A 12,750-nucleotide genomic window follows, 5' to 3' on the forward strand; every position below is an offset into this window, starting at 1 on the left:
AAGCATCTAATTCAGCATTGCTTCTTCAAAAAACTTAGCTTGGTTTTTGCCGCTATTTTTAGCTTGATACATTGCCATATCGGCATTAATCACTAATAGTTTTTCGTCCTTGCCATGCTGTGGGTAGACGGCAATGCCTATGCTGCAAGTAATATGTAAGTGTGTTTTAGCTACTTTAATCGGCTGAGCCACAGCTTCTACAATTTTGCTAGCGACCAATTTCACATCTTCAATTTCGTCAATAATCGGCAGTAAAATTACAAACTCATCCCCACCCATACGTGCGACGGTATCCGACTCACGTACACAGGAAACTAATTGCCTTGAGACTTTTTTAAGTACGATGTCACCAGTTTCATGCCCGTACAAATCATTAATCTCTTTGAATAGATCTAAGTCAATAAACATGACTGCAAGCATCTTTTTTTCACGTTTAGCGTACGATAGCGCCAGCTTAAGCCTATCGTTAAATAGTGTGCGGTTTGGTACGTTAGCTAAAGCATCAAAATGCGCTAAGTTTTCTAAGCGAGTTTCCAGTAACTTGCGTGCAGTAATGTCTGTATGGGTTCCGATCATGCGCAACGGCTTGCCATGCTTGTCACGCTTTACTATCATGCCTCGCGACAGCACCCACTTGATACTTCTATCTTTGCAGATGACTCTATGTTCGTGGATGTATTTTTCTGTCTTACCTGATAGATAGTCACTCACGGCCTGATCTAACGATGCCGCATCATCAGGATGCACGCGGTTATTCCATTCTTTTATGTTGTTATCAACTTCTTCATTATTAAAGCCCAGCATCTCTTTGTAGCGATCAGAGAAATAGGCCTTGTCGTTACTAATGTCCCAATCCCAAACCCCGTCACCAGCACCTTCTAATGCAAACTTCCAAAGTTCTTCGCTGTTTCTTAATTTAATATAGTAAAAGCCAACTGCGATTAAAGGCAGTAGCATGATGATTAAAGCGATATTTAACGGTAGTGTTTGGCTGAAATTCATTATTATTTTAGTTAATTTACATTTTGCAATTCTCTATACTACATACCAAAAATGACTAAATTGAATGACTCACGGCTTGTGCTGTAGTAGCTTTAAATCTTCAATAATTTGTTGCGAATGGTTAGACGTATTCACACTTGTATACACCTTAGCAATTTTGCCGGTTGGGCTGATTAAGAAAGTATGACGCTTGGCAATTTTTATAATGTAAAGATTTGTTAGTGATTGATAGCTCTCTGCCACAGTGCCATTAGCGTCTATCAATAAAGGGAATGGTAAGTGATACTTCTTAGCAAAATCAGCATGAGAGGCACTATTGTCCACGCTGACGCCCACAACATTTGCCCCTAATTTTTCAAGCTGCGCCATGTCATCTCTAAAATGGCACGCTTCTTTTGTGCAACCTGGTGTGTCGTCTTTAGGGTAAAAATACAGCACTAGATATTTACCCGCGTAATCAGATAGATAATGAGTCTGCCCTTGTGCATCATTAAGCGTAAAGCTAGGCGCATCATCGCCAATTTGCAATGATCGTCCAGCTATAGCATAACTGCGATACCCAAAGAATGCTAGCAACAACACGCCTGTGTAAAAGATTAACTTGAGTGTCATATATTTGGTTTTAGCTGCTTAACAAGCAATCACTAGGTAATTAACAATAAGTTATGTTAACACTAATACGAGATGGATTGAAATGTGAGAAAATAGCCGAAATATTGATATGCCCCCGTAGCTCAGTGGATAGAGCATCCCCCTCCTAAGGGGAGGGTCACACGTTCGATTCGTGTCGGGGGCACCAATTTTAAGTCCGTAGCAATCCAAATAAGTCCATAAAACGTCAGACTTAAGCTAAGAAGGAACGTAATAGAACTGGATATGTCACAGTAATACTGATTAACTATATGTATAAGTTATTGTGAACGTTAGGTTTTACAAGGCTTCAACTATTGACGATGGTGTCAATAATGGTAATGTGATTGCCTACATTGCTATTTTAGTGTGTAGGTTGAACTGAGGAATGGTGGAGTAATCTACTATTTTAAAATATGAATATCATTCGTATGATGACTAAAGGTGCTGCTAGCATTGCTGATTCTTATGTAAACCCTATAGCTTACGACAGGAGTTATAGTAACGGCTTTCGTAAAGATAACATTAAGCTACGAGGTGACGTCGTGGCAGTAGGTAACGATATGAGGAAAGCCTTAGCTTATGGCGAATCGCACGCAACTAAGAACGGTAAGTAATGAAGGTGGGACATTAGACTTACAACACACGTCTACAGATAGCCCAATTCTACCAGCAGGGAATCTAGAGCAACTAAATCAAATTGACCCGTCGCTAGTGGCGTTTGTAGTTGAGCAAACGAAGTTGGAAGCTGAACATCGAAGACGTATACAAAAGAGGACTAATCTATACGTATTTACAGAAAGGATTTCTGGTGTTGTAGCTGTGGCATTGGTTGCACTATTTGGCTTAGGAGCGGGTGCTTATGCAATTGTCAGCGGTCATGATGTTGCTGGAGCAACGTTTGCGGTGTAACTCTAGTAACAATTGTTACGGTGCTAGTTACAAAGAGAAGCCATGAAAATGAAAGTAATCCAAGCTCACCTCCCAAAAAAATCCAGAAGAAAATAATTTATATTAGACCACCTTCGGGTGGTTTTTTAATTTAATCTTAAAATTTATGCCACAGCGTTGGTACCCCCAACACAACCTTATTGAATGCCGCAATGGCTACATAGAAAAACGCAACCTGTGCTACTAGGTCGGCTAATGGCTGACCTTTTGTAAATACAAGCCATAAACCAACCAACAGAAATAGCGATGCTGCAATTGTTAACACGTTTGCGAATATTTTTATATATGACATAAATTAGTTACTCGTTATTTATTATGCGGATTTAGCTTAATTGAAACCAGCAATCATTTTTACTATTTTAACTGGATTTCCACCTTTGATTATCTCAGTAATTGATGGGTCATTCTTGTGAAGTTCTGCGTCACCGTCTAATTTATCTACAGCCCATCCAGCACCTAATGAAAATATGGTAGCTACAATCATAACTGTCAATGTAATCGAACGAGGGCTATTGGGGTGCGTCTTTAATATGCGGTTTAAGATAAATGCTGCTAAAGAAAAGGCAGAGGTAGATATTAGGAAATTCAGCATATTTAATAAGATTTTACGGCAAAATACGTAGGCTAACGTAACCCAAACATTTAAATGACGCATTGATTTAGGTATAAAAAACGAATCATACTTTAATTTTTCTAAAGTACGATTCGAATTAAGTGCTACAACATTTTTTTAGCGTCCGCGGTCGTGATCATCACCATGTTCATTGTCTCTGTGGTCATCGTGGTGCTCCTCGTAATGGTTATCTCGGTGTTCATCTTGGCGGCCTTCTCTATGCTCTTCATGATGCTCACCCCTATACTCATCTCGATGCTCGTCACGACGTTCTTCTCGATACTCTTCGTGGTGTTCACGATGACTCTCTTGGTAACGTGGGGCATATTCTCTGTTATACCAATCATCGTTTACAAAGTAGACGCGCTCACCACAAGCATTGTATTCATGACAATGTCTTTCCCAATGCTTTATGTGACCAGGAGGAACATGTAAATAGATTGGTTCACGTTCTACATATACGCGTTCTACAACTCTTGGTTGGCTATAGATGACGCGTGGTTGTGGGTAGCCTCCAATATCTAATTGACCATAGAAGCCTGGCTGACCAATGCTAACGGACACACCAACGTCGGCAGCCTGAGCAGTATTAATTAAACTTGCCGATGCTAGTGCGGCTAAAATAAGTAAATGTTTCATTGTTGTGATTCTCCAAAGTAATATCTTGATTGCTCATTCGAAACTAACAAGATCAAAACATACGATACCTGCTTATACTTACGGAAAGCTTACAAGCTTGAATTTTACTAACTGTTAGTTGGCGTTCACAAATTGATACTTTGGGCTCATCGCAGTTCATCACAATCAGTTATATGTTTTCTCTGACGACTACAACTCTAATTAAGTCTCTCCTACAAATAATTTATGAATAAACAATCAATATAATCTATATAGAAAAGGGGCATATATTGCCCCTTTATAAATCACAATGACTTTAATTATCGGAAGTTATTTTTTAGCTGCATCTTTTACCATAGGTGCCGCTTCCTTAGACGCTGGTGCTGCATCCTTAGCTACTTTTGGTGCACATGTTCCTCCTTTATGATGCTTACCTGTGCCACCTGTCATTTCCTGACCTTTTGGGCATGCCATTGCTGATGCAGTAGCAAAACCAAATGCAAGTACTAGAACTAATGATAATAATTTTTTCATGATTTAAATCCTCTGTTTTGTGATTGAATGTTTTTACTACAACTTCACTTTATTCCTTAAACCTTACATAAATCTGACATTTATTTTTTACAACTTTATTAACTGCTTGCAAAAAATAGGCGCTAATAATCGTCACTCTCAACCCATTACGTTTAACGACCTAATAGTTATTTTTTGTATAACAACTTGCTATACACATTGGTAGGCAATTATTTTTAACCGCAGACCTACAATAGGATTTATGATGAAGTCATTTACCCAAGACCATGCAGAATGATAGGATGTACCTTGTCCGCTATTTCTAAGAAGTGCTAACTATGATTAACATGAGCCCACTGGCTATAAGAATTTACAAAACCCTTAAGTCATCTGGAGCTAAAAAAGGTATTCCATTCGAGATTACCGTAGAGGATTTAGCTAAAAAGGTAGATATTCATGTAGAAGACACTGCGTTGATTACTGCAGCACTCAACGATTTGTTTCGTGCACAGGTTACGACAAAGACTTCAGGGGGTGATGTTGTACATAGTTGCATAGACCACATTGAAGTGATGCATGGTGGAGCCTATTTATTAATAACGCTTGGCACCTAAGTCAGTTTTAATCCCAGAGAGGATGCCTCCCTCCATCACAGCATGATGTTATTAGCAAACTCCATGTATTTGTATAAGCTAAAGAGCTACCCTTGAGGAATAATAAGTTATTTAGATAATATTCTTAACGGTTTCGCTCTTCTAAGCGATACCTGGTATAAGTCAACATAGCCAGTTTCAAAACTACGTCGGGCTGCATCAAAATAGGTTCGATAATGGTCAAAAAGTTCTTGTCCATAGCGCTCTACAATTTTGTTCTGATTGAACTCTAATCTCTTGTTCCATTCGAACAATGTGCGTGCGTAATCTAATCCAATGCGGTGTACTGCTGAGATTTCATATTTGTCCACTATCGCAGCTTGAATATCGCTAATTGATGGCAGCGCCGACCCTGGAAACACTTTATCTAGTAAATATCTAGAATCTCTCAGCTCAGATAAGGAGTTGGGCGCTCTTGCTATAACAATCGTTTGTAACCCAATTTGCGCCTCTGATGTAGAGACACTCAGACACCAATCAAAAAAGGTTTTATAAATATCCCGCTGACGCGACTCTGCCTGATCTTCGAATGAAGCGAAGTGCTCAAAAGCGCCAATTGAAATGATTGAATCAAACTTGCGCTCAGGTGGTATATAGTCTTGCCAAGAGCGTAAATCAAGCGAAAGATTAGGTCTGGATGCACTGTTAATAAATTCAAATTGTTCGGTACTCAGAGTCAGTCCGTGCACAGACGTATTCGGGTATTTATCTAATACGGTGTTCATTAAGCCCCCCCAGCCGCAACCTATTTCGATGACGTCATGACCTTGAGTGACATTAGCATAGCGACATAGCCTATCAAACTTATCTTCCTGTGCTTGCTCTAAAGTGATGGCTTTCTTCCAAACGCCGCAACTGTACGCACGATACTTTTTATCTAGGAAAAGTGCAAAGAAATCATTATCCACATCATAGTGATGTGCAATGTCTGCTTGTGATGCCATCTCTAATATCCAAGTTGTTATTTAAATAATTAACTTTAACAGATCACAGGCTTGTAAATCGAATCATCCATAAATTCCAGAGTAATATCTGATTTTTTACATGATCAGATTCTGGTTATACTAATCATATACGTATAAAAATACGTATAAAAATTTATGTAAATATAACTACATGACAATATAGCTTGATTAACTTGATAAGTTACATGCCTGTCGGGGCACCAAAAAGTTAAAAGGCTGATTCCATAGGGGCAGCCTTTTTTTTATTCAACTGCTTGGTGCCTTATGATTGGTGCATGGTCAATGTTAGTAAGTAGCAATGGCTGAACCCAGAACTTGGTAAGTCATATCTATCCCGGTTTTTTAAATCACGAATTCGAATTGACCAATTTATACCATTTATATCACTAAATTAAAGTATAAGTAATTTGATTAAAATTACTTATAGTAATAATTTATTCTTAATATGAAATTTAGTTAACGGTATATAGGGGAAGTAATTGATGGAAAGGTTAATTAATAAAATGAGCATTCGTTTAAAAATTGCGCTGATTGTTACAACAATGGCCATCATAGGGTTTGCACTCACGATTTCAATCATTATTTTTCAAGCAATTAACGTCGAGAAAACCACGGCATTTCAACTGGCTGATGAGTCTGCAAGCATCGCGGGTGCTAAGACGGAAAGGACACTTAATAATGCGATGAGCAATGCGCGAGCGTTAGCATGGTCTTTTCAGTCGATGAAAGTCACCAACCAAGCCAACAGATCACTCGCCGATAGTATGTTGATTAAAACTCTCAACGAAAATCCAGAGTTTGTTGGGACTTGGACACTTTGGGAGCCCAATGCATTTGATAATAAGGATAACAAATACATCAATGAAAAAGGTCATGATTTAACTGGACGCTACATTCCCTATTGGAATCGTGGCAATGGTTCAGTACAACTGGAACCACTAGTCGATTATGGTAAACCTGGGGCAGGCGATTATTATTTGTTAGCAAAAAATTCGGGAAAAGAAACCGTATTAGAGCCTTATACCTATAAGATTTCAGGTAAAGATACCTTGATCACAAGTGTAGTCGTACCTATCACAATAGACGGTAAGTTTTCTGGCGTTGCCGGTGTTGACATGCCCTTAGTCAGCATTCAATCAGATGTTGATAAAATAAAACCTTATGATGGCAGCTATGCTGAGTTGATTTCATATCAGGGTGAATATGTTGCGAAAAGTAAGTTAAACCCCAATAATAAAAACGCAGCTGACAGTGGTATTCCAAACTCAGTGAAAGAAAAAATTAAGGCAGGAAAATCATTTAGCAGTATTGATTTTGATTCAACTACAGGCCAAGAGGTTTATCGTACATACGTTCCTGTAAATGTTGGGGCTAGCGTCACTCCGTGGACTTTAGTCCTAACGGTACCTACGCAAGTAGTGATGGCTAAAATTAATGCAATTCGAAATACCGCTATTTTAATTGGGCTTTTATCAGTTATTTCATTAATAGGTATCCTCTACTACTTTCTCAATCGGATGGTCATTACGCCAATGCAATTGAGCGTTAAATCTATTCAAAGATTATCAAAAGGGGATTTGTCCGAAGTAATTTTAGTTAAAGGCAATGATGAAATTGCACAGCTAAATAAGTCTATGGTTCAGCTTGGCTCTAATGTCAAATCTTTGATAAATGAGATGACACAAATGAGTAATGCTCATGATGCAGGAGATATTGATAAGGTTGTCAACGAATCAACTTTTGAAGGATCTTTTAACACGCTTGCAGCCGGCGTCAACAAGATGGTCGCCGGCCACGTAGACATGAATAAAAAAGCGCTAGCCTGCGTGAAATCGTTTGGTGAAGGCGACTTAGCCGCGCAATTAGAGAAATTTCCAGGTAAAAAAGCCTTTGTCAACGAAGCCATCGAGCAAGTCAGAGCCAATATTAATGCGCTGGTTTCAGATGTGAATACACTGTCTCAATCCGCCGTAGAAGGCAACCTATCCATCCGTGCCGATGCAAGTAAACACCAAGGCGACTTCCGTAAAATTGTACAAGGCGTCAATGACACCCTAGACGCTGTGATTGTCCCTTTAAACGTTGCCGCAAAATACGTAGACGACATCTCCAAAGGCAACATTCCTGCCAAGATTGCCGAGACTTACCACGGTGACTTCAATCAACTAAAAGACAATCTAAATCAATGTATCGATGCCGTGAATGCGCTAGTTTCAGATACCGCCATGCTTGCCGATGCTGCTGACCAAGGCATCTTATCTACACGTGCCGATACCACAAAACATCAAGGCGACTTCCGTAAAATCGTAGAAGGTGTCAACAACACCTTAGACTCAGTGATCGGCCCATTAAATGTAGCCGCAAACTGTGTTGACAGCATTTCTAGAGGCGATATCCCAGCGAAGATTAACGAACATTACAAAGGTGACTTTAACAATCTTAAAGATAACCTCAACCACTGTATCGACGCTGTCAATCGCTTGGTTGAAGACGCCAACATGTTGGCACAAGCCGCTGCCGATGGTCGGGTCAGTGTACGTGCTGATGCCAGCCTACACCAAGGCGACTTCCGCAAAGTTGTAGAAGGGGTTAATGCCACACTAGAAACCATCGTCGCCCCTATTGCCGCTGTCAAAGAAGCCATCGAAACCATTACCACAGCAGCCAATGAAATTGCCACTGGCAATAACGACCTCTCCCAACGCACCGAGCAACAAGCCTCCAGCCTGGAAGAAACCGCATCGAGCATGGAAGAACTTGCCTCAACTGTTAAACAAAATGCCGAGAACGCCAAACAAGCCAACCAGCTTGCCGCAGCCGCCTCAGGCGTTGCTGTGAAAGGTGGAGAAGTCGTCGGTCAAGTCGTCAACACCATGAGCGCCATCAACAGCAGTGCTAAAAAGATTGAAGACATCATCTCCGTCATTGACGGCATCGCCTTCCAAACCAACATCCTTGCACTTAACGCTGCAGTAGAAGCCGCACGTGCAGGCGAACAAGGTCGAGGCTTTGCCGTAGTCGCAGGCGAAGTACGCAATCTCGCGCAACGCTCAGCCACTGCAGCCAAAGAAATTAAAGAACTCATCGCAGACTCAGTCAGCAAAACTGCCGAAGGTACAACACAAGTAGAACAAGCTGGTAAAACCATGGCAGAGATCGTGTCATCAGTCCAACGTGTGACTGACATCATGGGCGAGATCTCAGCCGCATCAAGTGAACAAAGCGCCGGTATTGATCAAGTCAACAACGCGATTACCAGCATGGATGAAGTGACCCAACAGAATGCGGCACTTGTTGAGCAAGCTGCTGCTGCTGCGGAGAGCTTGGTAGAGCAAGCCATACAGTTGTCCGATGTGGTGAGTGTGTTTAAGTTGGAGGGTGAAGCGCGCCTAGGACTAAAATCCATGCATAAAGCTAGTCATGTGACACTAGTCAAATCCAGAACAGGAACTTAAAGCTTGGATTGTCGTTGATGCAGTGAGTTTGTAGAGAGCTAGCTGCAAAGATGACAATCTGTTCTGGTTGACTATCGCGCACATGCAACAAAATACCAGAGTGCATGTCGCGCGTGACTCTAATTGAAAAGTATTATCTAAACGAACACTCTTTGCTATTTAAATAATAGAAGACTTCATGAATTGACCTCATGAAATTGACTTACCTTTCATTCGCAGTCGTTTCACTCACCCAATCTAGCAGTGGCGCCCACTGCTCAATATCCTGAGCGACAAGTGAAGGGCGCATATCAAAAAGGCTAGCACCGAGTTCTGCGGCTGTGGCGTATACCTGCGCGTTACGAAGGTAAGTGAGTATTGGAAAGCCTGTTTGCTCCATAAACTCTGCAAGTGTAGCTGCCGCGTTTGTGCGGCTATTCACGCGCATGCCGACTAAAGCTACAAAGGTTTTATTCTTGCGTATGGCTTTTTCTTCTGCGAGTAAGTCTAAGAAATCAGTAGTAGCACCTATGTCAAATGCCGACGGTTGTATGGGCACAATGACGCAATCCGCTTGCTTAACCGCATCTGAAAGTTTTTCTTCACGAAATCCTGCAGGGGAGTCAGTAATGATCCAGTCAGGGTCGATTGATGATGGTTTGCTGCGAGGGTTGGAGGTGTGAATGATGGGTAATTCTGCGGGTCTGCGCTGCACCCAATTGGTCGATGAAAGTTGACGATCTAAGTCGGATAACAGCACGCGTCCACCAATAGAGGCGAAATAACCAGCAAGATTTGTAGCTATGGTCGTTTTACCGCTACCGCCTTTTGAGTTGGCGATTAAGATATTTCTCATGCATAAGCTCCAAAATCTTGAAATTTGAGATATCAAATCATACTGCATTTAGGCTAGTAACGGCTGACTTGTTTGTTGGCAATGAATATGCTTGAAATCCTTTCCCTGCCTTTATGACAGTGCTGTGATGTCAATCTTAAATCTTCATAAATATGTCATAAAAGTGGGTTGCTGATTAATTATACTGATAGCTTATTGCCGTTAAATTTGAGTATTAAAAATCCGGGGAGTGTGACTTGAAAATTAAATACGCTAGCGAAGAATACATGGAAAAAGCAAAAAACTTATCTCAGGAAGAAGTTGAAAGGTTACAAAGTAGAATGCGTACCAAGTTGACGCGCAGAGAAGAAGAAAAGAAGTTGAGCTTGATAGAGGTGTTAGCGATACAGCTTGAGTTGGATGATGAGCAGCTAAGCGAATGGCGCGAAAAACGAATTGAAATGAACAAAAAACTTAAAAAAATATCAGGCAAAGAGTCGTAGTTTCTAGCAGTGACATTTTTTAGATGCCACTGCGTTAGATTTTCTCAATATTTTTTATAGATTCTTAGCATCCAGTTCTTCCCATCGAGCCAGAGATTTTTCTAACAAACCCTCAATCTCGACAAGTCTTGCTTGCAAGGTTTTGACTAAAGCAGCTTGTGTCTTATAGAGTTCGCCATCAGCGAGCTGCTTGTTGATGCTTGCTTGCTCTAGCTCTAGCTTTTCAATTTCTGCTGGTATCGCCGCTAACTCTTTTTCCTCTTTAAAGCTTAGCTTAGACGCTGGCTTTGCTTGCGCAGTGTTGCTTGGCTTAACATTAGCTTTAGCAGCTTGCGTTTGCTGTGCTTTTTTCTCTTCTAAGCGTTGTTGCGTGTAACGTTGCCAATCATCATATCCACCGCCAAACTCAGTAAGTACTGCGTTACCTTCAAAGGCAATCACTTGTGTTACGGTATTTTCTAAAAATGCACGGTCATGGCTGACTAGGAATAGCGTGCCAGCAAACTCTTGCAGTAAGCTTTCGAGCAGTTCTAGTGTATCGATATCCAAGTCGTTAGTCGGTTCATCTAGTACCAATACATTGGCAGGGCGGGCAAACAAACGAGCTAGTAATAAGCGGTTACGTTCGCCACCTGATAACGATTTCACGGGTGAGCGTGAGCGTTGTGGCGGGAATAGAAAGTCTTCTAAATAGCTAATGACGTGTTTGCGTTCATTGCCAATTTCTACGAAGTCCGAACCTGGGCTAATGGTGTCTGCCAGTGTCGCTTCTTCATCAAGCTGCTCGCGCATTTGGTCGAAATAAGCGACGTTGATTTTAGTGCCGCGTTCTACATTGCCGCTATCCGCTTCAATATCACCTAAAATAAGCTTGAGTAGGGTAGTTTTACCAATACCGTTCGGGCCGAGTAGACCGATTTTGTCACCACGTAAGATGCGCGTGCTAAAGTTATTAATCAACGTTCTGTTGCCATAAGCTTTGCTGACGTTTTCTAGTTCTGCAACCAGTTTTCCGCTGCGTTCGCCCGCATCTAAATTCAGTTTTACATTGCCTTGGCGTTCACGACGAGCCGCGCGATCTAAGCGCAGCGCTTCTAAACGACGTACACGGCCTTCATTGCGGGTGCGGCGCGCTTTAATGCCTTGGCGTATCCATACTTCTTCTTGTGCTAGAAACTTATCAAACTTAGCCGCGTGAACCTCTTCCACAGCAATTAACTCTTCTTTTTTAATCTGATAATCTGCAAAATTACCCACAAAATCTGTCAGTATGCCGCGGTCTAATTCTGTAATACGCGTCGCCAGTCTATTTAAAAAGCGGCGATCATGTGTAATAAACAACACGCAGCCGTTAAAACTCAGGAGTAACTCTTCTAGCCATTCAATTGCTTCTAAATCAAGGTGGTTAGTTGGTTCGTCTAGCAATAGCACCTCAGGCTCTGCCACCAGCGCGCGACCTAATGCAACGCGTTTACGCCAGCCGCCTGATAAGGTTGAAACTAATGCATCGGCATCTAAGTTTAAGCGACTTAGCACTGTTTCAACGCGTGATTGGGCAGCCCAGCCGTTTTGTGTATCTAAATCATGTTGTAGATGCTGCATTTTAGTCATCAAAGCGTCGATGTCTGCATCTGGCATGCCCATATCATGGGTCACTTGATGATAATCAATAATCGTTTGTTGTAGGCTGCCCAAGCCTTCAGCTACGGCTTCAAATACTGTGTGTGTGGTATCCAACTCAGGCTCTTGTGGAACATATACTACTCGTGCGCTTGGTGAACGCCATACGGTGCCTTCATCTAACTTAATGGTACCAGCGATGGCTTTTAATAAGCTTGATTTGCCAGCGCCATTGCGACCAATCAAGCCCACACGTTCGCCAGCATCCAATTGAAATGAGGCTTTGTCTAAAAGTGCATGATGTCCAAAGGCGAGTGAAGCGTTATCTAATGTAATGTAAGGCATGATTCTGTTGCTTTCGGTGCTGTAAGTCTTTACTAAGAGATTCAGGATTTATTAAATGAGAGAGTGTA

The 12,750-nt window shown here is 41.4% G+C and carries 14 protein-coding genes and 1 tRNA gene; 6 read left to right on the forward strand and 9 right to left on the reverse strand.

Annotation, left to right across the window (positions count from 1 at the left end; genetic code table 11):
- Positions 1 to 6 precede the first annotated feature (6 nt).
- Both M301_RS04455 and M301_RS04460 read right to left on the reverse strand, forming a co-directional pair.
- Positions 7 to 1,002, reverse strand: a complete 996-nt coding sequence (locus M301_RS04455; RefSeq protein WP_013147562.1) for a sensor domain-containing protein — start codon at positions 1,000 to 1,002, stop codon at positions 7 to 9.
- 69 nt (positions 1,003 to 1,071) lie between these two features.
- Entirely contained in the window at positions 1,072 to 1,614 is a 543-nt protein-coding gene (locus M301_RS04460) for a peroxiredoxin (RefSeq protein WP_013147563.1), read from the reverse strand.
- Positions 1,615 to 1,725: 111 nt separating this feature from the next.
- On the opposite strand from M301_RS04460, the gene M301_RS04465 reads away from it, so the two are divergent.
- The 3 genes from M301_RS04465 (at position 1,726) to M301_RS04475 (ending at position 2,544) form a co-directional block, all read left to right on the forward strand.
- Positions 1,726 to 1,801, forward strand: a tRNA-Arg gene (locus M301_RS04465).
- Positions 1,802 to 2,048: 247 nt separating this feature from the next.
- A complete protein-coding gene (locus tag M301_RS04470) occupies positions 2,049 to 2,249 on the forward strand; it encodes a hypothetical protein (RefSeq protein WP_013147564.1) in 201 nt (66 codons plus the stop codon).
- The gene (locus tag M301_RS04475) at positions 2,215 to 2,544 is read left to right on the forward strand and encodes a hypothetical protein (RefSeq protein ID WP_013147565.1); all 330 of its coding nucleotides are present in this window, start codon (positions 2,215 to 2,217) and stop codon (positions 2,542 to 2,544) included. Before M301_RS04470 ends, M301_RS04475 begins: the two co-directional genes overlap by 35 nt.
- 136 nt (positions 2,545 to 2,680) lie before the next feature.
- Here the strand turns inward: M301_RS04475 and M301_RS04480 are convergent, their stop codons facing one another.
- The 4 genes from M301_RS04480 to M301_RS04495 form a co-directional block, all read right to left on the reverse strand.
- A complete protein-coding gene (locus tag M301_RS04480) occupies positions 2,681 to 2,875 on the reverse strand; it encodes a hypothetical protein (RefSeq protein ID WP_013147566.1) in 195 nt (64 codons plus the stop codon).
- Between the two features lie 36 nt (positions 2,876 to 2,911).
- Positions 2,912 to 3,238 (reverse strand): hypothetical protein, encoded by a 327-nt coding sequence (locus M301_RS04485; protein WP_013147567.1) that lies wholly within the window; start codon positions 3,236 to 3,238, stop codon positions 2,912 to 2,914.
- A 75-nt stretch (positions 3,239 to 3,313) separates the two neighbouring features.
- Positions 3,314 to 3,835: a hypothetical protein gene (locus tag M301_RS04490; RefSeq protein WP_013147568.1), complete on the reverse strand. Its 522-nt coding sequence runs from the start codon at positions 3,833 to 3,835 to the stop codon at positions 3,314 to 3,316.
- A 309-nt stretch (positions 3,836 to 4,144) separates the two neighbouring features.
- On the reverse strand, positions 4,145 to 4,348 hold the full coding sequence (locus tag M301_RS04495; protein ID WP_013147569.1) for a hypothetical protein: 204 nt from the start codon (positions 4,346 to 4,348) through the stop codon (positions 4,145 to 4,147).
- Between the two features lie 317 nt (positions 4,349 to 4,665).
- Here M301_RS04495 and M301_RS04500 point away from each other — a divergent pair, with 317 nt between their 5' ends.
- Positions 4,666 to 4,941 carry a hypothetical protein gene (locus tag M301_RS04500; RefSeq protein WP_013147570.1) on the forward strand — a complete coding sequence of 92 codons (276 nt, stop codon included), beginning with the start codon at positions 4,666 to 4,668 and terminating at the stop codon, positions 4,939 to 4,941.
- Between the two features lie 107 nt (positions 4,942 to 5,048).
- Here M301_RS04500 and M301_RS04505 read toward each other — a convergent pair whose 3' ends face one another.
- Positions 5,049 to 5,924, reverse strand: a complete 876-nt coding sequence (locus M301_RS04505; RefSeq protein ID WP_013147571.1) for an SAM-dependent methyltransferase — start codon at positions 5,922 to 5,924, stop codon at positions 5,049 to 5,051.
- 503 nt (positions 5,925 to 6,427) lie between these two features.
- On the opposite strand from M301_RS04505, the gene M301_RS04510 reads away from it, so the two are divergent.
- On the forward strand, positions 6,428 to 9,400 hold the full coding sequence (locus tag M301_RS04510; RefSeq protein WP_013147572.1) for a methyl-accepting chemotaxis protein: 2,973 nt from the start codon (positions 6,428 to 6,430) through the stop codon (positions 9,398 to 9,400).
- Between the two features lie 202 nt (positions 9,401 to 9,602).
- On the opposite strand, the gene M301_RS04515 is transcribed toward M301_RS04510, so the two are convergent.
- Positions 9,603 to 10,235 (reverse strand): ParA family protein, encoded by a 633-nt coding sequence (locus M301_RS04515; protein WP_013147573.1) that lies wholly within the window; start codon positions 10,233 to 10,235, stop codon positions 9,603 to 9,605.
- Between the two features lie 236 nt (positions 10,236 to 10,471).
- Here M301_RS04515 and M301_RS04520 point away from each other — a divergent pair, with 236 nt between their 5' ends.
- The gene (locus M301_RS04520) at positions 10,472 to 10,717 is read left to right on the forward strand and encodes a hypothetical protein (protein ID WP_013147574.1); all 246 of its coding nucleotides are present in this window, start codon (positions 10,472 to 10,474) and stop codon (positions 10,715 to 10,717) included.
- 54 nt (positions 10,718 to 10,771) lie between these two features.
- Here the strand turns inward: M301_RS04520 and M301_RS04525 are convergent, their stop codons facing one another.
- Positions 10,772 to 12,682, reverse strand: coding sequence for an ATP-binding cassette domain-containing protein (locus tag M301_RS04525; protein WP_013147575.1), 1,911 nt, complete (start codon positions 12,680 to 12,682; stop codon positions 10,772 to 10,774).
- Positions 12,683 to 12,750 lie beyond the last annotated feature (68 nt).

Origin of the sequence: Methylotenera versatilis 301 (assembly GCF_000093025.1) — a bacterium.
GTDB lineage: Bacteria > Pseudomonadota > Gammaproteobacteria > Burkholderiales > Methylophilaceae > Methylotenera > Methylotenera versatilis.